Origin of the sequence: Streptomyces sp. NPDC006487 (assembly GCF_042870555.1) — a bacterium.
Taxonomy (GTDB): Bacteria; Actinomycetota; Actinomycetes; order Streptomycetales; family Streptomycetaceae; genus Streptomyces.
On sequence record NZ_JBIAHN010000016.1, the window covers coordinates 19,473 to 38,496 of the forward strand.

Here is a 19,024-nt window from a genome sequence, read left to right on the forward strand (position 1 = left end):
TCCGGGTCTGGGGGTGCGGGGTGGGCGGGGGCGGGTGGGGTCAGGCCGCGGCGGAGTCCATGCGCTCGCGCAGGCTGCGCGGGCGCATGTCCGTCCAGACCTCGGTGATCCGGGCCAGGCACTCGTCCTTGGAGCCCTGGGTGCCCTCGGCGGTCCAGCCGGCGGGCAGCTCGCGGTCGGCCCACCAGATCGAGTACTGCTCCTCGTCGTTGTGGACGACGAGGTAGGTGCGGTCGTCGGTCTGCTCGGTGCTCATGTCTGCTCCTTGGATTCCGCGGGAACGAAAGGTGTCGGACGGGCGGGTGGGGGGTGGGGTGCGGGGGGGCGGGGTGCGGGAGGGGGGCCGGGGCGCCGGGTGTCAGGCGCCGGGTCCCGGCAGGAAGCCGTCGACCGGTACGCCGAGGCCCTGGCGCACCGCCTCGCCGTGCACGTGGTCGGCGAGGGCCAGGTCCAGCACGCCGAGCCCGAACGGCGAGAAGACCACCGTCCGGCCGGGCTGCCGGGTGAACTCCACCTCGCCGGTGAGCAGTTGACCGATGGACGCGTCGATGAAGGCGCGTCCGCCGGTGAGCTGCTCGGCCAGGTGGAGGGAGGTGCGCTCGCGGCACACGTGGTCTGCGTCGTCGACGATGTTGTGCGCGTCGAGCAGGGCCTCGGGCCGCAGGTCGCGCAGAGAGACGTGCAGGACCACGCTGCCGGGCAGCACGGCGTCCAGTCCGGTGTGCGGCACCCCGGCCGTGGTGGCGAAGGAGACCAGCCGGTGCGCGCCGAGGGCCTCGTCGAGGCTGTCGGCCCGGGAGACCGTGAGCCCGGGGGCGTAGGCGGCGGCGTCGGCCGCGAACCGGGCCGCGCGCTCCGGAGAGTGGTCGTAGAGGGTGACGGCGGTGAGGGAGGGCAGCGCGGCGGCCAGGTGGCGCAGGATCGCCGCGTTGATGACGCCGCAGCCGATCAGCGCGACGCCCTCCGGCCGGTCCGCGCGGGTCAGCAGCTCGGCGGCGAGCGCGGCACTGGCCGCCGTGCGGCGGGCCGAGATCACCGAGCCCTCCACCAGGGCCTCCGGGTGGCCGGTGGCCAGGGAGTTGAGGAGGATCGCGGCGCTGGCGCGCTCCAGGCCGGAGTCGACGTTCGCCGGGAAGGAGGAGATCCACTTCATTCCGGCGACGGGCCGGTCTCCGCCGCGGTAGGCCGGCAGTCCGATGATGCGGTCCCGTTCCCGGCCGGGGAAGCGCAGGAAAACGGAGTGCGGGACGGCGGTCTCACCCGAGGCGTGCAGCCGGTATGCCTCGGCCACGGTACGGATGTTCTCCGTCTCACGGCCTTCGAGGAGTTTCTCGACGTCGGCGTGCCGGATGACGATCATGGGATTTCAGCCCTTCCAGAGGTGGGATACCTCGCCGAAATGACGGAGGACCCACTCGTCGGAATAAATCGTGTCGAGATAGCGGTCCCCGCCGTCCGGGAAGATCAGGACGCAATGGGATCCGTCGGGAATCCGCTCCGCGTATTTCTGGAGGGCGGCGACGGTCGCGCCGGACGACCCGCCGGCCAAAATGGCCTCGCGGTCCACGAGCCGGCGGCAGGCCGCGACGCATTCGAGGTCGGAGATGTGGACGACGTCGTCGGCGGCGTCGGGGTCCATCAGCGGCGGCACGACGGAGGCGCCGTGTCCGGGGATCAGCCGCACGCTGGACTCGTGTCCGAAGATGGCGCTGCCCAGGGCGTCCACGGCGACGACCGTGGTGCCCAGGCCTTCGCTGCGGATGTGGTCGGAGCAGCCCTTCAGGGTGCCGAAGGTGCTCACGGAGGCGAAGAGGTAGTCGACGGTCCCGTTCAGCGACGCGGCGATCTCCCGCATCGTGATCTCGTGGGCCCGCGGGTTGAGCGGGTTGGCGTACTGGTTGGGCCAGAAGGCGTGCGGGACGGTTTCGACCAGCTCGCGCACCCGGCGCAGCCGGGCCGGCAGGTATTCGCCGGTGGCCTCGTCCCGTTCGGTGACGACCTCCACCTCGGCTCCGAAGGCGTTCAGGATGGCGAGGTTCTGGCCAGTGGTCTTGCCGTCCACCACGCACACGAAGCGCAGTCCGAAGTAGCGGCACATCTGGGCGAGTCCGACGGCGAGGTTGCCGGAGCTGGACTCGATGACGACTGACTTGCCCGGCTTCAACTCGCCGGAGCGCACCGCGTCGATCAGCATGCGTTGCGCCGACCGGTCCTTGATGCTGCCGCCCGGGTTGAATCGCTCGACCTTGGCGAAGACCTTGGACCCGAAGCCGGGCAGCAGGTTTTCCAGGCGAACCAGAGGGGTGTTCCCTATGGTCTCCAGAATTCCTGAGTACGGTTTCTCGGGCACGAATTTCCCTTCGTGGCAGGCTCCGATGGCAATCATTCGGCCTGACGTCTGAAATCTTCCGAGATCCCGCTATACACCGCCTATACGGTCCGACCTGCGGACGTTTCCCGACGGGAAAAGACGAAGGGCCGGGGTGCGCCGAATTCGGCGCACCCCGGCCCTCGCTCTTCCCCTGCGGGGGATGGACGGGGAAGGTCAGCTGCGGACGGTGTCCGGCGCGACGGCCAGCGGCCGCGTGTCCTGCTCTTCGCGGCCCGCCGGCTCCTCGTCGGCGCCCTCCAGGCTGATGCCGGGCAGCCAGCGCAGCCAGCTCGGCATCTTCCAGGTGGCGTCGCCGAACATCGTCAGCGTGGCCGGCAGGAGCACGCCGCGGACGATGGTGGCGTCGATGAGCACCGCCGTGGCCAGTCCGACGCCGACCATCTTGAAGTCGATGGCGGACATCGTGCCGAAGACCGAGAACACGGCGATCATCACGGCGGCGGCGCTGGTGACGACGCCGGCGCTCCTGGTGATGCCCTCGACCACCGACTGCTTGGTGGACAGTCCGCGGCCCCGGTACTCGCGCACCCGGCTCAGGATGAAGATGTGGTAGTCCATGCTGAGGCCGAACAGGGTGACGAACATGAACAGCGGCAGCCAGCTGACCACGGCGCCGTAGGAGCGGAAGTCGAGGACGGAGGCGAGGTGCCCGTCCTGGAACACCAGGGTCAGCACCCCGTACGCCGCCCCGATCGACAGCAGGTTGAGGACGATCGACACGATGGGGATGAGCAGCGAGCGGAACGCCGACGCCAGCAGGACGAAGGCCAGGACCATCACGAAGCCGAGCACCCACGGGGCGCTGTCGGTCAGGGCCGTGTTGAAGTCCTCCTGCTTGGCGGTGTCGCCGGCGACCGCGAACTCCAGGCCGTCGACCTTGCCGAGCGAGGCGGGCAGGGCCACGTCCCGCAGTTCCTTCAGCGCGGCGACGGACGTGCTGTCCTTGCCGTCGCCGGCCATCGGGACGCGGACGACCATCAGCTTGCCGCCGGGGATCAGGCTGGACTCGACGGGCTCCTTCAGCTTGCCGCCGCTCGCCGCGACCTGCTCCTTCAGCGCGGCGATGCCGGCCTTGACCTCGGCGCCGTCCAGGTTCGAACCGCGGACGACCACCTCGGCCGGCTGGGTGCTGACCGGAAACGCCTTCTGGACCCGCTCCAGGGCCTGGAGGGCCGGAACGTCGGTGGGCATCCGGTGCTTGAGGTCGGGGTCGGACAGTTTCATGCCCAGGGCGGGCACGGCGAGCAGGACGAGGACGCCCGCGCCGATCGCGGCCCACAGAACCGGGGCCTTGACCACCTGGCGCACCACGGAGCCCCAGACCCGGGAGTCCTTGACCTCGGTGCGGCGGGCGCCCAGCCACGGCACCTTCCAGTTGTCGACCCGCTCACCGAGCCAGGCCAGTACGGCGGGCAGCGCCGTGATCGCGCCGAGCATCGCGATGCCGACGACGGCGATGGTGCCGATCGTCATGCCGGTGAACGTCTCGATGCCGGTGAACAGCAGGCCCGCCAGGGCGATCATGACGGTGAGTCCGGAGACCACGACCGCCTTGCCCGACGTACGGCCCGCGATGATCAGCGCGGTCTCGTTGTCCCGGCCGGCGGCCCGCTCCTCACGGGCGCGGCGCAGGTAGAACAGCGAGTAGTCGACGCCGACGGCCATACCGATCAGCAGCACCACCGAGGGGGTGGAGTCGCCGATCGCGATCCACTTGCCGAAGAACGTCAGGAAGCCCATCGCGGCGACGACCGACACCAGCGAGATCAGCACCGGCAGGCCGGCCGAGATCAGCGAGCCGAACACGACCGCCAGGATGACGATGGTGAGCGGGATCGACAGGACCTCGGCGCGCGTGAAGTCCTCGTCCTGGATCTTGTCGATGGCCTGGCTCACGCTGACCTTGCCGGTCTGCGCGATGGACACGGCGGGGTGGGAGGCCGCCTGCTCGATGATCGCCTTCTCCGTGGGCTCCATCGAATACCCGGTCACGGAGAAGCGGACGAGCAGCGAACGCCCGTCCTTTGAGACCAGTTTGCGCGCCACCTCGGCGCTGTCGCTCGGAGAGACGACGTCGGACACCCAGGGGGCTCCGCTCTCGTCGTTGCCGAGTCCGCGCAGCGCCTCCGCAACGTCCTTCGCCGCGGCCTGCAGATCGGGGTTCTGGGCGAAGCCGGGGGCGCCGTCCTTCGCCTCGATGAGCACGTTCTCCTGGGGCGGCGAGAAGACCATGGCGTCGTCGAGCATCTTCTGCGCACGGCCCGTCTCCCCCGGGGCGTGCTCGTCGAGGCTGGTGGAGCCGAGGCCCGCGCCCAGCGCGATGATGAGGACTACCAGACCCAGCCAGCCGAAGGCTGCCCGTTTCCGGTTGTGGACGCTCCACCGTGTGATGCGTTCGACCAGCGGCTGTCGGCCGGCCCCGGATACCTGATTCATGATGACGACCTCGTGGTTGGGGTGGTGGATACACGCTGACAGGCCCCTCTCATACGCGACCTATATCGGCCGCCATGGGGGGTTCGGCCCGGTGGGGGGAGGGCGCGGGGCGGCGGCTACCAGTCGTCGGAGGCGGCGCCGAGGCTCAGCAGGTCGGCCAGGTCCTCGGTCGAGACGAGCGGGACCCGGGAGACCGCCGTGTCCGGCTCCTCCACCGCGGCCCGGACCATCCGCTCGAAGACCTCGGCGAACCGCCGTACGGTCTGCTCGGTGAACAGGTCGTCGGCGTAGCGCAGTACGACGGTGAGTCCGGCGCGGCCGAAGCGCAGTTCCACGTTGAAGTCGAACTGGCCCTCCATGTGGGGGAGGTCGAGGAGGCTGAGCCGCAGTCCCGCGTACTCGGTGCCGTTCCCGTCCGTGCCGTTCCCGTCCCCGATCAGGCCGGGGACGGGCAGCCGGTCCATGGCCAGCAGGGTCACGGCCATCGCGAACTGCGGGACCGGTACGGGGTGCCGCAGGTGGCTCAGGCCCCGCAGCAGTCCCTCGTGGGCGGCCGACACGGCCTCGCCGACGGTGGTGTCGGGCGTGAAGCGGGCCCGCAGGGCGAGGGAGTTGACGAGGTAGCCGACCATGTCGGAGGCGCCCTTGCCCATCCGGACGGAGGCCGGGCAGCCGATGACGAAGTCGTGGAGTCCGGTGGACCGGTGCACCGCGGCCTGGAAGGCGCCGAGCAGCATCCCGAAAGGAGTCGCCCGGGCCAGTGCGGCGGCCTTCGGCAGCCGCTGCGCCAGTTCCGGGTCGATGCGGTGCGCGTGGGTCGCCCCGCGCAGCGCCGCCGCCGCGCCGCGCGGCCGGTCGGCCGGGAGGGTCGCGGCGACGGTCCCCTCGCCCAGTGCGGCCCAGTACCGCTCGGCGCGCTGCCGTGCGGGGGTGGCCGCGAGCCGCCGCTCCTCGGCGACGTGCGCGCCGTAGGGCACCTCGGCGGCGGGAAGGCCGCCGGGGCCGCCGGCGGCGAAGCCGGCGTAGGCGTCCAGCAGGTCGCGCAGCATCAGCCACTGGCTGGTGGCGTCGCCGGCGATGTGGTGGGCGGCCACCACCAGCGCGGCGTCGGCCGGGCCGCGCCGCAGCAGCACCACCCGGTACGGCGGGCCTTGCGACAGCCGGAAGGGGCGGGCGCCCGCCGCGCGGGCCAGGTCGGCCAGCTCCGCGTCGCTCGCTCCGGTTGCCTCGTGCACCTCGAAGGGCGTGTCCGGGCGGGGGGCGGGACGGCGCAGCGGGCGGCCGTCCTCCTCCTGGTAGAGCGAGCGGAGCAGTTCGTGGCGGCGGGCGAGCTCGGCCGTGGCGCGGCGCAGCGCCCCTTCGTCGAGCGCGCTGTGCACCCGTACGCCCAGCACGATGTTGTAGGCGGCGCTCTCGGGCGCGAGCCGGTGGAGGAACCACATGGCCTCCTGGCCCGCGGACAGCGGGAGGCTGCTGCCCGTCACCGCCCGCTCAGCTCCTGGGCCAGGTGGGCGGTGAGGGCGTCGACGGTCGGGTGGTCCCAGGCCATCGTCGGCTCCACGACGAGGCCGAAGCGGTCCTCGACGTCCCCGCAGAGGGTGAGGGCGTAGACCGAGTCGAGGCCGAGCTCGATCAGCGCCGTGGCGGTGTCGACGTCCTGCGGACGGGACTCCAGGTAGAAGGCGACCCGCTCGACGAGCCAGTCGCGTATCTCGGTGGTGTCGGCGGCCTCGCGGGCAGCGGGCATGGTGGACTCCCTGTGGTGTGGGCCCGTTTCACAGGAGCGGGGCACGGATGAGGTCGAGCGTCAGGTTCTGTTCGTGGCGGCGGAGCAGCTCGGCGTGGACGGCTTCGGAGGCGTCCACGGGAAGCGGCGGCGGCCGCAGGCCGAGCCGCTCGGCGAGCCGGTGCAGCGCGCAGACCACCCAGGCGGGGTCCCCGGTGAAGCCGTCCCCCTGCTGCCAGACGCCGATGCAGGCGGCCGCGGCGAGCACGTGCGCGTACCGGTCGGCGAGCAGGAAGCCGCGGCGGGAGGCGATGGCGGTGCGGTCGCGCGCCGGAAGGGCGACGGCCCGGTCGCCGAGCCGCCGCAGTTCCTCTGCGAACAGCCGGGCCAGCGCGGTGACCTGCGGGTGGCCGTGGTCCCGGTCCGGGTCCGCCACCAGGCGGCCGAGGGTGTCGCGGCCGCGCGAGTTGAGCTCCAGGCGGGAGAGGTCGAGCGGTGGCAGCGGGCCGCCGGGCAGGAACAGCCCGCGCGGCGGATCGACCGGCTCCGGCCCGTCGCCGTGCCAGCCGCGGGCGGCGATCCGGGGCAGCTGGGGCACGATCGTGGCCTGGCAGACGGCGCTGCCCGCGTGGGCGAGGGAGACGACCGGGAGGTCGCGGGCCGCCTTCTGGAAGACGGTGTACGGCCCGGTGCGCAGGTAGCTGCGGGCGCCGAGCAGCACGGACAGCCGGTAGGAGGAGTCCTGGAGCAGTTTGGGGACCAGGTACTTGACGGCCGCGGACAGCACGCTCGTCTCGCCCGGCAGCAGGTGCAGGGCGCGGGCGCCGACCGTCGACAGCGCGTCGCACACCAGCAGGTCCGTGAACGCACCGGTCAGGACGGCCCGCGGGGAGGGGAGGTCGGTGACGGGCCGCCCGTAGAGCAGCCGTTCGCGGGCGAAGCCGAGGACGGCCCGCAGCTGGGTGTCGCCGGTGCCGACCACCATGCCGGGCAGCACGCTGCGGGTGACCTGGAAGGCGCGCAGCACGGTCTCCATGGCGTCGCCCGGCCGGCCGAGGAGTGCGTCGCCGGGGACGGGGCAGTCGTGGAACTCGATGCCGCCGAGGAGGCAGCCGCGCACCCCGGAGACGGGGTAGCGGAAGTCCCTTCGCACGGCGTCCGCGGGCACCCCGTCGAGGTCGACCAGGAGGTGGGAGTGGCTGCGGCTGCCGGGCCGGTCGTCGGTGCGGGCGAAGAGGACCCCGGCCTGGGCGCGGGAGACGTTGTTCACGAGCTGCTTGCCGCCGTCGACCCGGTACCCGCCCCGGGAGCCGGGGTCGGGGTCGGGGTCGGCGGTGAGTTCGTGGCGGGAGAAGTCGCTGCCGTGGGCGAGCTCCGTGTACGCGGCGACGATGCGGCCGCCGGACAGCAGGAGGTCGGCGGCCCGGCGCTGCTGGGCGGGCGAGCCGGAGGCCCATACGGGGAGCCCGGCGATGAAGCTGGTGACCCCGTAGCCGATGCCGAGGGAGCAGTCGCGCCGGAACAGGGCGCGCATGAGGTGCGCGAAGGAATCGGCCTGCTCGAAGCGGCCGCCGAGCGCACGGGGGACGAACTCGGCGTTCAGTGCGAACGCGGCGAGCATCCGCTCCCCTTCGGGGAGCAGCTCGCCCCGCTCGTCGGCGGCGAGGACGGCGGCCGTGCCCAGCGGGTTGCCCGGATCGGCGGCCGGACCGAGCAGGGCTTCCAGCCGTGCGGCGCGCTCCCGGATCCCGGGCCCGGCGGTGGCGGTCCCGGTCGTGGCGGCGGGCGCGGGAAGCGTCGGGTGTGTCATGCCCCCTCCTCGGTGGTCGGGCGGCCGGCTTCGGCCAGGTCGCAGTGCAGCAGGGAGAACAGCCGTCCCGCCGCCCGCTGGCGGCGCAGCGCCGGCAGCATCCGGTCCAGGGCCGGTCCGTCCTCGTCGTCGAGGTCCGGTTCGCCGGTCAGCCGCCGCACCAGCCGGGTGAGGACGGCCTCCGGCCACCCGTCGTCGGACCAGCGGCCGGACGGGGTGTGCAGCCAGAGGCGGAGGGCGGCGGCGCCCGCGTACAGGAGCGTGTAGTCACGGGCCAGCGCGAAGGCCCGCTCCGGTACCTGACGTGCCGAGGGGCGGTGGGCGGCGAGCTCCGCGTGCAGTTCCCCCGCCAGACCCAGGAGTCGTTCGGCGAGGGCGGCGAGCGGGGTGCCGGGGGCGCGCCGGGACACCTCCCGGACGGCCGCCGGCAGCGACTGGACGACGCTGCACCCGGACCGGGCGTAGAGCGTGAGAGCGCCCGGGTCGAGCGGCGGGACCTCGGTGTCCAGGCCGGCGGCCGCCTCGACGCCCGCCGCGTCGGCGAGGCCGGCGTTCCAGCCGCGGACCAGGACGGGGAACTGGTTGACCAGGTAGTTGAGGTTGACGGCCGTGCTGCCGTCGAAGATGCCGACGATGCGGTGGTCGCGCTCGATCTTCTGGAAGGTCCCGTCGGCGTGGTCCTCGACGAGCATCGCGCGCGCTCCGAGCAGCTGCCGGACGGCGGCGATCGTCTCGTCGCCGATGGTGGGCACCAGGTACTTCACGACCGCCGACACCACGCTCTGCTCACCGGTGAGGGTGTGGATGGAGCGGGTGGCGACCAGGCTGACGGCCTCGGCGGCGAGCAGGTCGGCGTACGCCTCGGCAAGGACCCGCCCCGCCTGCGGGAGTTCCACGAGGGGGCGGCCGTACAGCCGGTGCTCTTCGGCGAAGCCCGTGCCGATGCGCAGCGCCTGGTCGGCCATGCCGAGGGTCATCGCCGAGCACAGGGTCCGGGTGATCTGGAAGCCGCGCAGGACGATCTCCAGGCCCTCCCCTGCCGCGCCGACCAGGGCGTCGGCCGGCACCTCGGCGCCGGTGAAGGAGATCCCGCTGATATCGGCACCCCGCACGCCGTGGGTGGGGAGCGCGGGCAGGTCCTGCCAACTCCCCTCTGTCAGCTGGGACTTGTCGACGAGGAACAGGCTGAAGCCGCGGGCACCGCCCTTGGGGTCGGTGCGGGCGAGCACGGTCACCAGGTCGGCGCGGGTGGCGTTGTTGATCAGCCACTTCTCGCCGTCGAGCCGGTGGCGGCCCGGGCCGGCCGGGACCGCGGTGAGCTCCCCGGCCAGCAGGTCGCTGCCGTGGGAGCGTTCGGTGAGCGCGAGGGAGACGACCGCGCCGTCGAGGACCCGGCCGGCGAGCCGCCGGGCCTGGTCATCGGCGCCCGCCACCCATGCGCAGACCGCTCCGAGGTAGGTCTTGGTGTGGGCCAGGGCCACGGTGAAGTCGCGCCGGCCCAGGGTGCGGATGATCAGCGACAGCTCCTCGGCGGAGCGCAGCGCGCCGCCGAGCTCTTCCGGTACGAACCACCGGGGCAGCCCGAGCTCGTCCAGCCGGCGGCAGGCCTCGGCCGGGAACCGCTCGGCGCGGTCCAGCGCGCCGAGGCGGGCGAAGGAGAAGGGGTTGGCCGGGTCGTGGGGGTCGCCGAGCCATCCCTCCAGCTGCTCGGCGAGGGCGTACGGGGAGCGCACCGGTGCGGTCGTCACTGGTCGGCCGCCTTCCGGCCCCGGGGGGCGCCGGCCGGTACCAGCTCACCCTTGAGGTACAGCTCGCGCATGAGGGTGCGCTTGACCTTGCCGCTGGTGGTGCGCCGGACCTCGCCTATGCGCACGAAGCGCACGTCGCCGACCCGGACGCCGAGGCGGCGGGTGAGCCCGGTCTTGGCGCCGGCGGCGAGCCGGGCCAGTTCGTCGGCGGGGCGGCGGCGGGCGCGCAGCTCCTGCACGACCACGATCTCGTCCTGCGGGCCGTCCGGGACGGCGAAGGCGGCGGCCGGAAGGCTCGCGAACTCCTGCTCCAGATCGCCCAGTTCGCGCTCGATGTCGTGCGGGTAGAGGTTCCGCCCGTGCACGATGATCATCTCCTTGATCCGGCCGGTCACGAACAGCTCCCCGCCACTGAGGGCCCCGAGGTCCCCGGTGCGCAGGAAACCGCCGCCGAGTCCGACGGCGACGGCGCCGAAGGTGCGCGCGGTCTCCTCCGGCCGGCCCCAGTAGCCCTGGGCGAGGCTGGCGCCGCGGATCCATATCTCGCCGACCTCGCCGGCCGGGAGCTCCCGGGCGGTGTCCGGTCCGATGATGCGGACCTCCAGCTCGCGGACGGTTCCGCTGCTCACCAGCTGCGGCGCCCCGGTGCCGGGCGCGGCCGGTTCGAGGCGGCCGGCGGCGAGCGCGGCCGGGTCCGCCGAGAAGACCACGGGGGCCGACTCGACGCGGGTACCGGTCACGAAGAGGGTGGACTCGGCGAGCCCGTACCCGGGCAGCAGTGCCCGGGCGGTGAACCCGGCCGGGGCGAACCGCTCCGCGAACCGCGCGAGGGTCGCCGCGTCGACCGGCTCGGCGCCGTTGCACGCGTGGGTCCAGCGCGAGAGGTCGAGGCCGGCGGCCTCCTCCTCGGTGACGCGGCGCGCGCAGAGCTCGTACGCGAAGTTCGGGGCGCAGCTGATGGCGGCGCCGGTGCGGTCGATCAGGCGCAGCCAGGACACGGGCCGTTTGAGGAAGTCCTCGGGCGGCATCAGCACCGCCGTGCCGCCGAGGTGCAGGGGCGTCAGGATCATCGCGATGAGACCCATGTCGTGGTACGCGGGCAGCCAGCTGCACCAGGTCTGTCCTGCGTGCCAGCCGTTGCTGCGGGCCATCAGGCCGATGTTGTGCACGAGCGCGGCGTGCGACACGATCACGCCCTTGGGGTCGCTGGTCGAGCCCGAGGTGTACTGGAGGAAGGCCGGCATGCGCGGCAGGACGGCGGGCGGTGTCCAGCCCAGCACGTCGGCGGCGGCCGCCTCTTCGAGCAGTTCGTCGTCGAGGACCAGCGCGGCCCCGCAGTCGGCGGCGATGCCCTCGGTGCGCGACTCCTGGAGGCCGTGGCCGCCCTGGGCCGGCACGGGCACCGGGGTCACGCCCGCGTAGAGGCAGCCGAGGAAGGCGCGGACGAAGCCGGTGCCGGGACGGAAGGCCAGCAGGACCCGCTGGCCGGGCGAGGTGTGCGCGAGGAGCCACTGGGCGACCGCCCGTCCGGCGCGGTCCAGTTCGGCGTACGTCATCGCCTTCTCGTCGGCGCCCGCCGCGCAGAACCGTACGGCGACCCGCTGCGGATGTTCGGCGACCCGGCGCCGGAACCCGCTCACAAATCCGTCGAAGCTGATCACGCGGCCCTCTCCCCTCGTCCCTCGGCGGCTGGTGGCCCCGACCCTCGGATGCGGGGCTATCGCGCTCCTATACGAGGGCGGGACCACGCGGCGACGGGGCGGCGGCGGGCCGGCGGCACGGGAGGAAAGCGCGGAACGATATACGGAAGATCCGCTGAATCCATGTTCCGTTTCCGGGGCTGACAGGGTGTTGCCAACGCAACGTCCTGACAGGTGCAAAAGCTGCCACCGGCCCTGAGCAGGGCCAAGACTTGTCCCCGTTGGAACTGCTACCGCACGGGGGAGACACCATGGAGTTCCAGATTCTCGGGCCGGTCGAAGCCCGGCGGGACGGCGAACGCGTCGCCCTTGCCGGTACGAAGGTCAACACGGTGCTCGCGGCCCTGCTCCTCGCCCGCGGCCGGATGGTCTCCGACACGCGGCTGAGCTTCCTGCTGTGGGGGTGGAACCCGCCCGCCACCATGAACGCGCAGATCTACACCTACGTCTCCCGGCTGCGGATACAGCTCGGCGACGAGATCCGGATCGTGCGCCAGCAGCCGGGCTACGCCCTGCACACCGGCGAGGCCTCCGTCGACTTCGTCGCGTTCGAGCGGCTGGGCCGGCTGGGCCGCGAGGCGCTGGCCGACGGCCGCGTGGAGGAGGCCGACCGGTACCTGCGCGGGGCGATGGACCTGTGGCAGGGGCCCGCCCTGTCCAACGTGACCGAGTTCCTCGCCGATTCCGAACTGCCGCAGCTGGAGGAGGCGCGGGCCGCCGCCACCGAGAACCGCATCGAGGTGGACCTCGTCCTGGGCCGGCACCAGCAGATCGTGCCCGAGCTGACCGGGCTGGTGTCCCTGTACCCGGTGCGCGAGCGCATGCGCGCGCAGCTGATGACCGCCCTGTACCGGTGCGGACGCCAGGCCGACGCCCTCACCACGTACCACGAGGGCCGCCGGGCGCTGGCCGAGGAACTGGGCGTGGACCCGGGCGAGGCGCTGACCGCCACTTACCAGCGGGTGCTGACCGGTGAGCTGCAGGCGCCCGCCGAGCAGCCCCGCCCGCTGACCGCCCGCACGCTGGTGCCGGCCATGCTGCCGCCGGACATCGCCGACTTCACCGGCCGCGAGGCCGAACTGGCCGAGCTCCGCAGGCTGCTGCCGCCCGCCGGGAGCGGCGCCCCCAGCTGGCACGCCCGCCGGTTCCTGATCACCGGCATGGCCGGGGGCGGCAAGACCGCGCTCGCCGTCCGGGCCGCCAACGACTGTCTGGCGGACTTCCCCGACGGCCAGCTGTACGCCAACCTCAGCCACTCCGACGGTTCCCCGCGCGACCCGCGCCGGGTCCTGGTCCACCTGCTGCGGGCGCTCGGCGAGGACGTGTCGAAGGCCGCCGGGGAGACCGACCTGGACGAACTGATCCGCCTCTACCGGACCCGCACCGCCCGCAAGCGGCTGCTGATCCTGCTGGACAACGCCGTCAGCGAGCTCCAGTTGGGCCCGCTGCTGCCCGGGGCGCCCGAACCCGCCGTGCTGATCACCAGCCGGACGGCGCTGGGCCCGGTCGGCGGGGTCCACACGATGGTGCTCGGACCGCTCGGCCCCGAGGACGCCTTCGCCATGCTGTGCGCCGCGCTCGGACCCGTCCGGGTGGCCGGGGACCCGGACGCGGCCCGGCGGATCGCCGGGTACTGCGCCGGACTGCCGCTGGCCGTCCGGATCGCCGGCAACCGGCTGATCACCCGGCCGCTGTGGTCTCTGTCGGGACTCGCAGACCGCCTCGCGGACCCCGCGGGCCGGCTGTCGGAGCTGGAGGCGCGGGGGCTGTCCGTACCGCAGAGCCTGGCCCTGTCGCTGCGCCACCTGCGGCCCGAGCGCAGGCAGCTGCTGCACCGGCTGCCCGTGGTGGGCGGCTGCGCCCCCTTCCCCGCGGCGGTGGTCGCCGACACGCTCGGGCTGTCCGGGGCCGAGGCGGAGCACGCGCTGGAGGCTCTGGTGGACCACGGACTGCTGACGGTGTCGGACGGTCCGACGGCCCCGGTGTACGAACTGCACGAGCTGGTGGCGCTGTTCGCCCGCTCGCTGGGTCCGGCGCTGCCGGCGGCGGAGCTGGCGCTGAGGTGAGTGCCGCACACGAGCCGAAACCCCCTGCCGACGGGTGGAGCCGTCGGCAGGGGGTCGTGGAGAGGGGCGGGGAAAGCGGTACGGGCAGGTGTGTACGGGTGACCGGCCGCCGCTCAGGCGGCGGCCGGGAGCCCGGCGGGTTCCGCGAGGGCGGGCGGTCCGGGCAGGTGGCCGGGGACCGCGGTGAAGCCGTGGTCCCCGGCCAGGAACACCGGCCCGGTGCTGCCGGCCTCACGGGCGAGGGCGGCGTACCGGCCGGGCCCGAGCGGCAGGTCCTGCACGATCCAGGAGTCCGGACCCCGGAGCTCGCGGTGGCGGACCAGGACCGCTCCGGTGTCCTGCGGCCGTACGTCGATGGCGGACAGGTCGGCGACGATGCCGACGCCGCTGGCCTTGACGACGGCCTCCTTGCGGGTCCAGCCGCGGAAGAAGGCGGCGGTACGGGCCTCCTCGTCGGCCAGGGAGGACAGATGGGCCAGTTCCTCCCGCGACATGACGAACTGCGAGGTTCCGGTGAAGTCGTCGAGCAGCCGGGGGTCCTCGATGTCCACGCCGACCTGCCGGTCGGCGGTGAGGGCGAGCAGCCAGTGCCCGCCGGAGCGGGACAGGTTGAAGTCGAGGCCGGTGGGCGGCCAGACGACCGCGGGTCTGCCGTGGGCGGGGTCGGGGCAGCGGGGGCAGGGCTGGCGCCCGAGCCGGACCTCCCCGGGGTCGGCCTCCAGATAGCGGGCGAGGATGCGGCGGACGGCCGCGTGGATGTTGGCATAACGGATGCCGGGACGGCCCGAACGGCGGAGGGCCAGCGCCCGTTCCTCGGCGGAGAGCAGCTCCGCGGCTCCGGGCTCGGGGTGGTCGGATGCTTCGCCCTGCCAGACGTGGACGGCGTCGTCCTCGCGCAGGGCTCGGTAGGAGGCACCTTTCATGGGCCACTTCCTGACGGGTCGGTGATGGGCGTGCGTGGCGCGCGGCGGGCCGGCGCTCACGCGGGTGAGCGCGGGATCAGTCGGACATGGCCACGAGGATGCGCCGGTTGCCGGTGAAGGGGCGGCGGCCGTGGGCGAGCAGGACGTTGTCGATGAGCAGCAGGTCGCCCTGGGCCCAGTCGACGTCGACGGCGTGTGCCAGGCCGCGGTCGCGGATCTGGGCGACGTACGCCTCGGGGATGGGGCTGCCGTCGGCGAAGGTGACGTTCTGCGGGAGCTCGTCCTCGGGAAGGATCTGGGCGAGCGCGGCGGCCGTGTCGTCACCGAGGCCCGCCGGATGCCACTGGTCGGCCTGGTTGAACCAGACCTCGGCGCCCGTCACGGGGTGCCGGGTCGTGGCGGGGCGCACGGACTCGACGCGGATGCCGCCGTCCGGCTGCCAGGCCCACGTGCAGTCGGTGCCGCGGAGGAACGTCTCGACCTCCTCGCGCCGGTCGGTCTCGAAGGTGTCCTGCCAGGACTTGCCCAGGCCGAAGCCGTCGTGGAGGTTCTGCACGTAGCGGACGCCGCCGGCGAACGCCTCGCGCACCTCGTCGTCCAGGGACTCCAGCCACCGGGCCGCGTCGAGGACCGGAGTGGCCCCGCCGCCGCCCGGGCGGACCTGGCAGTAGAACGCGAGGCGGGCCGGCCAGGCATCGGCGTAGCTCATCTCGTTGTGCATGGAGATCGTGAACTCCGGCGGGTACTCCGTCGAGGTGTAGACGTTCCCGCCGACCTTCGTCCGCGGCGAATTGCCGTGCACGTAGGCGAGCCGGCGCGGCAGCACCAGGTCGAGCACCGCGTCGAGGTCGTCCGCGGGAACGTCGAACCCGCGGAACACCAGGCCCTTCTCCTTCACGAGGATGTCGGCGAGGCCGTCGGGGCCCAGGTCCTCGAGGACCTCTCGCAGTTCCTCCGGGCCTCCGCGGCCCTCCGGCCCGATGCGCAGGGGGGCCCATTCGTCGCTGTTCGGCATGGTCACCTCTCGGTGGGTGTGAACGGTGTGTGGCGGGCGGTGGGGCGGTGTCACGCAGTGGAGTGCGGTGAGTCTTCCGAGGGTCCCGGCGGGGCCCCCGCAATCGCCATGGAGGGTCTATATGGACCGTTGGGTCCGCATATCTCCCCCCTACCGGTGCGAGACGCGCGAAAGGGCCGCCGCCGGCTCGGGGGAGGAGCGGGCGGCGGCCCCTGGTCGGGCCGGGCGACGTGTGCGCGTCAGCCGCAGCCTCCCGCATGGCCGTCGTCGAAGGACGGGCCGTGCGGCGCACGGGGGGACTGCGCGGGCGCGAGCGCGGGCTCGGGCTCCGCGGCGAAGCGCCGGGTCAGGGCGGACACGAAGGACGGAAGCCGGTCCAGCCCCCAGTACTTGTCGAAGTGGTCGGTGAAGAACGGGACTCCGAAGACCCCGTCCCGGTCCACGTCCAGCAGGGCGCGCACCCCGGCCTCCCGCAGCTCCGGATCCCGGGCGGCCCCGGACAGCTCGTCCGGATCGATGCCGAGCTCGGCGCCGAAGCCCCCCACCACCCCGGGGTCGCAGACGTCCAGCCCGTCCTGCCAGCGGGCGCGGGCGGCGAGGGCGATGTACTCGGGCCCCTTGCCGTGCCGGGCGGCGGCCAGGTACCCGAGGTGCGGGACCTCCCACACCGGCTCGCGGTCCACCGGCCAGCCGAACTCCAGCCCGCGCTCGGCTGCCAGCCGCCGCACGTCCTGGAGGATGTAGCGGTGCTTGGCCGCCGACATCGCCGTGTACGGGAAGTCCCCGCCCGCCGCCCGGAGCATCTTCAGGCTGAGCTCGTCCGGCTCGAAGAAGGGAACCCATTCGAGGCGGCCGGCGAGCTCCCGGTGCCGGTCGAGCAGTTCCCGGTACGCCAGCCAGGAGTACGGGCTGCGCAGCGAGAAGTAGAACCGGGGCGGCCGGCGGGTCCGCCGGCGCGGCCCGGCCGCGGCCGGACCGGCGCTCACAGCGAGATCCCGCCGTCCACCTGGAAGACCTGGCCCGTGATGTAGGCGGCCCGGTCGGAGACCAGGAAGGAGACCGTGTCCGCGACGTCGTCCGGCGAGCCGAAGCGGCCGAGCGCGATCTTCTTCCTCATCTCCTTGGCCGTCTTCTCCGTCAGCACCGCCGTCATGTCCGTCTCGATGAAGCCCGGCGCGACCGCGTTGGCCCGGATGCCGTACCGGCCGGTCTCCTTGGCGAGGGAGCGGGTGAAGCCGATGATGCCCGCCTTGGACGCGGAGTAGTTGGTCTGCCCGGCGTTGCCGGCCACCCCGGCGACCGAGGACAGGGTCACCAGCACACCGCCGCCCCGCTTGATCATCGGGAAGACCACCGACCGGGCCAGGTTGTAGGTGCCGTCGAGGTTGGTGCGGATGACCGCGTCCCACTCCTCGTCCGGCATCAGCACCAGCGGCTTGTCGCGGGTGATCCCGGCGGAGGTGATCGCGGCCCGGACCGGGCCGAGCCCCTCCTCCACGGCGTCGACGAACGCCTGCACCTGCGACCGGTCGGCGACGTCGACCCGGCGCGTCAGCACCCGGCGGCCCGTCTCCCGTACGTCCTTGGCGACGAGTTCGGCGGACTGGTCGTCCGAGCGGTAGCAGAAGGCGATGTCGTAGCCGTCGCGCGCCAGCCGGGCGACCACGGCGCGGCCGATGCCCCGCGATCCGCCGGTGACCAGGGCGACCCCCATGTCCGTCCCGGGGTCCGTCATGCCGCCACCGCCTCGGGCTGCGGGCGCAGTTCGGTGACGTCGCGCAGGGCGACCACCAGGCTGGCCACGGACAGCAGGGGGCGTCCGTCCGCGAAGGACTCGCCCGCCAGGATGGCGGTGTCACCGGCCAGTTTGACCAGGCGGACCTCGTGCCGGACGAGCTCGCCCGGGTAGACGTGGCCGGTGAACTCGACTCCGTTGATGGAGCCGGCCAGTTCCACCTTCCCGGCCAGCACGTCCGGGTTGGGGTCCTCCCAGACGGAGAGCAGCACCGCCGCCTGCGCCCAGGACTCCAGGGTGAGCGCGGCCGGGTAGGCGTAGGCCTCGGGGCCTGCGTCCTGGCCGATCCGTGCGTAGCAGGGCTCGTTGGCGGAGACCGCCTTGACGGCGGTCAGGCGCTCGCCGGGGACGACCTCGGCAACCCGGTCGACGAGCAGGATGGGACTGCGGTGGGGCATCGTGTTCTTGATCCGGTGGAGTCCCCGGTCATCGGCGCTCACGCTGCTTGCTCCTTGTCCTTGCGGTACCGAAGCCGGATGTCGGCCACGGGGCCGGTGTCGGAGACGGCCTTGGCCCGTACGTCCAGCTCGGGGCCGGCGTCGGTGACGACGACGCTGGTGGTGATCCGGTCGCCGGGCAGGACCGGCCGGTGGAACCGGCAGCGGTCCATGGCCACCAGGTCGAGGGGACCGCCCCCGGCCCAGAGCCGGACGGTCCGGTCGGCGGCCTCCAGGAGGTACACGCCGGGCTGCACCGGGAAGCCGGGGTAGTGCCCGGCGAGCACCGGGTCGGCCGGGTCCGCGGTGAAGGCGGTGACCGCTCCGTGCTCGTCGGCGGAGACGGGCTCCAGGGCGTCCCCGAGGACGGTCGCGGAACTCATGCGGCGGCCTCCGGGGCGGAGGCGGGCGCGGCCAGCTTGCGGTCCAGCAGATCGTAGGTGCCCTGGAGGGAGGTGATGCCGGTGATCTCGGCCTCGGTCATCTTCACCGCGTACTCGCGCTCCAGGCGGACGGTGATCTCCAGCGCCATCAGGGAGTCGACTTCGAGGTCGTCGATGAAGTGGGCGTGGTCGGTGACCTCGGCCGGGTCGAGGTCGAGCACGTCGGCGATGAGATCGCGGAGCGCTTCCTTGTCGAGGGCGGCGGTGTGGTGGGCCATGTCGGTCATCCATTCGTGGGTTCGGTGTACGTAGACGACGGCGCCGAGCGCTGCCGCGGGCTCGGGCTCGGGCTCGTGAGCCGACCCGGGCGCGTCCCCGGCCACGGGTTCGGCTGCGGGTTCGGCTGCGGGTTCGGCTGCGGGCTCGGACTCGGCCGCAGCTGCGGCCACGGGTTCGGTCACTGCGGCGCTGTGGAACCGGGGGATCGGGTGGGCCGGCGGCGTGCCCGGGGCGGCGGTGGCCAGGTAGAGCAGCCGCCGTACCCGGCAGGACCGCCGGCGGGCGGCTGCGAGGAGGGTCAAGGCGCCTCCCGG

17 protein-coding genes are annotated in these 19,024 nt (G+C 73.2%); 1 reads left to right on the top strand and 16 read right to left on the bottom strand.

The genetic code is table 11. The features are described 5' to 3' along the window. Positions 1–40: 40 nt before the first annotated feature. From ACFYM0_RS27170 to ACFYM0_RS27210, 9 genes are all read right to left on the bottom strand, one after another. Complete coding sequence (locus ACFYM0_RS27170; RefSeq protein WP_388505869.1) at positions 41–256, bottom strand: MbtH family protein; 216 nt, start codon at positions 254–256, stop codon at positions 41–43. 102 nt (positions 257–358) lie between these two features. Further along, entirely contained in the window at positions 359–1,360 is a 1,002-nt protein-coding gene (gene sbnB, locus ACFYM0_RS27175; protein ID WP_388505871.1) for a 2,3-diaminopropionate biosynthesis protein SbnB, read from the bottom strand. 6 nt (positions 1,361–1,366) lie between these two features. Then, on the bottom strand, positions 1,367–2,350 hold the full coding sequence (gene sbnA / locus ACFYM0_RS27180) for a 2,3-diaminopropionate biosynthesis protein SbnA (protein ID WP_388505873.1): 984 nt from the start codon (positions 2,348–2,350) through the stop codon (positions 1,367–1,369). 195 nt (positions 2,351–2,545) lie between these two features. Next, positions 2,546–4,828, bottom strand: a complete 2,283-nt coding sequence (locus tag ACFYM0_RS27185) for an MMPL family transporter (protein ID WP_388505875.1) — start codon at positions 4,826–4,828, stop codon at positions 2,546–2,548. Between the two features lie 116 nt (positions 4,829–4,944). After that, positions 4,945–6,312, bottom strand: a complete 1,368-nt coding sequence (locus tag ACFYM0_RS27190) for a condensation domain-containing protein (protein ID WP_388505877.1) — start codon at positions 6,310–6,312, stop codon at positions 4,945–4,947. After that, complete coding sequence (locus ACFYM0_RS27195; RefSeq protein WP_388505879.1) at positions 6,309–6,575, bottom strand: acyl carrier protein; 267 nt, start codon at positions 6,573–6,575, stop codon at positions 6,309–6,311. Before ACFYM0_RS27195 ends, ACFYM0_RS27190 begins: the two co-directional genes overlap by 4 nt. 28 nt (positions 6,576–6,603) lie before the next feature. Continuing rightward, the gene (locus ACFYM0_RS27200) at positions 6,604–8,364 is read right to left on the bottom strand and encodes an acyl-CoA dehydrogenase (RefSeq protein ID WP_388505881.1); all 1,761 of its coding nucleotides are present in this window, start codon (positions 8,362–8,364) and stop codon (positions 6,604–6,606) included. Beyond that, positions 8,361–10,112, bottom strand: coding sequence for an acyl-CoA dehydrogenase family protein (locus ACFYM0_RS27205; protein ID WP_388505883.1), 1,752 nt, complete (start codon positions 10,110–10,112; stop codon positions 8,361–8,363). Before ACFYM0_RS27205 ends, ACFYM0_RS27200 begins: the two co-directional genes overlap by 4 nt. After that, the gene (locus tag ACFYM0_RS27210; RefSeq protein ID WP_388505885.1) at positions 10,109–11,773 is read right to left on the bottom strand and encodes a fatty acyl-AMP ligase; all 1,665 of its coding nucleotides are present in this window, start codon (positions 11,771–11,773) and stop codon (positions 10,109–10,111) included. Before ACFYM0_RS27210 ends, ACFYM0_RS27205 begins: the two co-directional genes overlap by 4 nt. A 290-nt stretch (positions 11,774–12,063) precedes the next feature. Between ACFYM0_RS27210 and ACFYM0_RS27215 the strand changes: the two genes are divergently transcribed. After that, positions 12,064–13,878 (top strand): BTAD domain-containing putative transcriptional regulator, encoded by a 1,815-nt coding sequence (locus ACFYM0_RS27215; protein ID WP_388505887.1) that lies wholly within the window; start codon positions 12,064–12,066, stop codon positions 13,876–13,878. A gap of 113 nt (positions 13,879–13,991) precedes the next feature. Here ACFYM0_RS27215 and ACFYM0_RS27220 read toward each other — a convergent pair whose 3' ends face one another. The 7 genes from ACFYM0_RS27220 to ACFYM0_RS27250 all read right to left on the bottom strand — a co-directional run bounded on the left by ACFYM0_RS27220 (position 13,992) and on the right by ACFYM0_RS27250 (position 19,012). Further along, complete coding sequence (locus ACFYM0_RS27220; protein ID WP_388505889.1) at positions 13,992–14,801, bottom strand: 4'-phosphopantetheinyl transferase family protein; 810 nt, start codon at positions 14,799–14,801, stop codon at positions 13,992–13,994. A 76-nt stretch (positions 14,802–14,877) separates the two neighbouring features. Continuing rightward, a complete protein-coding gene (locus ACFYM0_RS27225) occupies positions 14,878–15,816 on the bottom strand; it encodes a TauD/TfdA family dioxygenase (protein WP_388505891.1) in 939 nt (312 codons plus the stop codon). A gap of 239 nt (positions 15,817–16,055) precedes the next feature. Further along, a complete protein-coding gene (locus ACFYM0_RS27230; protein ID WP_388505893.1) occupies positions 16,056–16,802 on the bottom strand; it encodes a 2-hydroxychromene-2-carboxylate isomerase in 747 nt (248 codons plus the stop codon). Beyond that, positions 16,799–17,551: a 3-oxoacyl-[acyl-carrier-protein] reductase gene (gene fabG / locus ACFYM0_RS27235; protein ID WP_388505894.1), complete on the bottom strand. Its 753-nt coding sequence runs from the start codon at positions 17,549–17,551 to the stop codon at positions 16,799–16,801. The genes ACFYM0_RS27230 and fabG overlap by 4 nt, the downstream gene beginning before the upstream one ends. Continuing rightward, complete coding sequence (locus ACFYM0_RS27240) at positions 17,548–18,051, bottom strand: 3-hydroxyacyl-ACP dehydratase FabZ family protein (protein WP_388505896.1); 504 nt, start codon at positions 18,049–18,051, stop codon at positions 17,548–17,550. Before ACFYM0_RS27240 ends, fabG begins: the two co-directional genes overlap by 4 nt. Next, positions 18,048–18,431, bottom strand: coding sequence for a 3-hydroxyacyl-ACP dehydratase FabZ family protein (locus ACFYM0_RS27245; protein ID WP_388505898.1), 384 nt, complete (start codon positions 18,429–18,431; stop codon positions 18,048–18,050). Before ACFYM0_RS27245 ends, ACFYM0_RS27240 begins: the two co-directional genes overlap by 4 nt. Then, positions 18,428–19,012, bottom strand: coding sequence for an acyl carrier protein (locus tag ACFYM0_RS27250; RefSeq protein WP_388505900.1), 585 nt, complete (start codon positions 19,010–19,012; stop codon positions 18,428–18,430). Before ACFYM0_RS27250 ends, ACFYM0_RS27245 begins: the two co-directional genes overlap by 4 nt. Between the last annotated feature and the right edge of the window lie 12 nt (positions 19,013–19,024).

What these genes read in the sequence shown, in the direction of transcription:
- ACFYM0_RS27170 (WP_388505869.1), bottom strand. Translation starts at nt 256, where the DNA reads ATGAGCACCGAGCAGACCGACGACCGCACCTACCTCGTCGTCCACAAC.
- sbnB (WP_388505871.1), bottom strand. Translation starts at nt 1,360, where the DNA reads ATGATCGTCATCCGGCACGCCGACGTCGAGAAACTCCTCGAAGGCCGT.
- ACFYM0_RS27185 (WP_388505875.1), bottom strand. Translation starts at nt 4,828, where the DNA reads ATGAATCAGGTATCCGGGGCCGGCCGACAGCCGCTGGTCGAACGCATC.
- ACFYM0_RS27195 (WP_388505879.1), bottom strand. Translation starts at nt 6,575, where the DNA reads ATGCCCGCTGCCCGCGAGGCCGCCGACACCACCGAGATACGCGACTGG.
- ACFYM0_RS27200 (WP_388505881.1), bottom strand. Translation starts at nt 8,364, where the DNA reads ATGACACACCCGACGCTTCCCGCGCCCGCCGCCACGACCGGGACCGCC.
- ACFYM0_RS27215 (WP_388505887.1), top strand. Translation starts at nt 12,064, where the DNA reads ATGGAGTTCCAGATTCTCGGGCCGGTCGAAGCCCGGCGGGACGGCGAA.
- ACFYM0_RS27220 (WP_388505889.1), bottom strand. Translation starts at nt 14,801, where the DNA reads ATGAAAGGTGCCTCCTACCGAGCCCTGCGCGAGGACGACGCCGTCCAC.
- ACFYM0_RS27225 (WP_388505891.1), bottom strand. Translation starts at nt 15,816, where the DNA reads ATGCCGAACAGCGACGAATGGGCCCCCCTGCGCATCGGGCCGGAGGGC.
- fabG (WP_388505894.1), bottom strand. Translation starts at nt 17,551, where the DNA reads ATGACGGACCCCGGGACGGACATGGGGGTCGCCCTGGTCACCGGCGGA.
- ACFYM0_RS27245 (WP_388505898.1), bottom strand. Translation starts at nt 18,431, where the DNA reads ATGAGTTCCGCGACCGTCCTCGGGGACGCCCTGGAGCCCGTCTCCGCC.